Origin of the sequence: Halomonas sp. AOP5-B2-8, from assembly GCF_052376475.1 — a bacterium.
GTDB classification, from domain to species: Bacteria; Pseudomonadota; Gammaproteobacteria; order Pseudomonadales; family Halomonadaceae; genus Vreelandella; species Vreelandella casei.
Map to the genome: position 1 here is coordinate 1 of NZ_JBQSVS010000018.1, position 1100 is coordinate 1100.

Genomic DNA, 1100 nt, shown 5'->3' on the forward strand with positions numbered 1-1100 from the left:
AGTTCGATACGATGACCGCGGATCTTGACCTGGTGATCTTCGCGACCCAGAAACTCCAGCGTGCCGTCCGGCCAGTAGCGCCCGCGATCGCCCGTGCGGTACCAGCGCGAACCGGCCCATTCCACAAAGCACGAGGCCGTCAGTTCGGGGGCACCGCGATAACCATCGGCAACGCCCGCTCCACCGATCCACAGTTCTCCCGCGACCCAGTTCGGGCAGTCGCGACCCTGAGTATCGACCACGCGGTATTGCTGATTGGCCAACGGCTTACCATAGGGAATCGAGATCCAGTCAGCAGGAATGGGGTGTTCGACTTCGCAGACGTTCGACCAGATCGAGGCTTCGGTCGCCCCCCCCAAGGCGAACAGGCGGGCCTGGCTACAGGCGGCCAGACGCTCCGGCAAATCAAGCCCGATCCAGTCACCCGAGAGCAGCACCTGTTCCAGTGGCAGGCGGCGCCCCTCTCCCGCTACCAGCAGCATATCCAGCAGCACCGGCACCGAGTTCCAGACCGTGATCTGATGGTGTGTGACCAACTCGACCCAATGGGCCGCATCACGCTGGTGATCGTCGTCAATCAGCACGAGCGAACCGCCCACGCCCAGCAGGCCGAAGAGATCGTAGACCGACAGATCGAAGTCCAACGCGGAGACGGCCAGGCCACGACTGGTGTCGGTAATTCCACAGCGGGCGTTGATATCGTCGAGGGTGTTGGCTGCAGCCTGGTGGGCGATCTGTACGCCTTTGGGCTCACCGGTCGAACCGGAGGTAAAGATGATATAAGCCGGCGAAGCGGGATCGACGGTAACGGGTGCTACCAGCGGCGTATGCAGACGAGCCACTTCGATCTCAAGATATTGAACGCCATCGTCCGCTTCCCGCTCCGGCGGGTGAGCCTGACTGCACAGCGCATGGGCGATGCCCGCCGTACGCTGAATCTTCGCCCGACGGCTGGCCGGTTGACGTAAGCCGATGGGCACATAGCACCCTCCCGCCATGAGAATACCCAACGCCGCCACGACCTGGTCCGGCCCTCGGGGCAGGCTGATCGCAACCGGAGCGCCGGGTAGCACGCCCTGTGCGACCAACTCACCGGCCAC

General features: G+C 63.6%; 1 protein-coding gene. It reads right to left on the reverse strand.

All coding sequences use genetic code 11. From position 1 onward, the window contains the following. The coding region (locus ACT3RP_RS17880) for an amino acid adenylation domain-containing protein (RefSeq protein WP_444624372.1) at nucleotides 1–1100 on the reverse strand (1100 nt) is incomplete at both ends.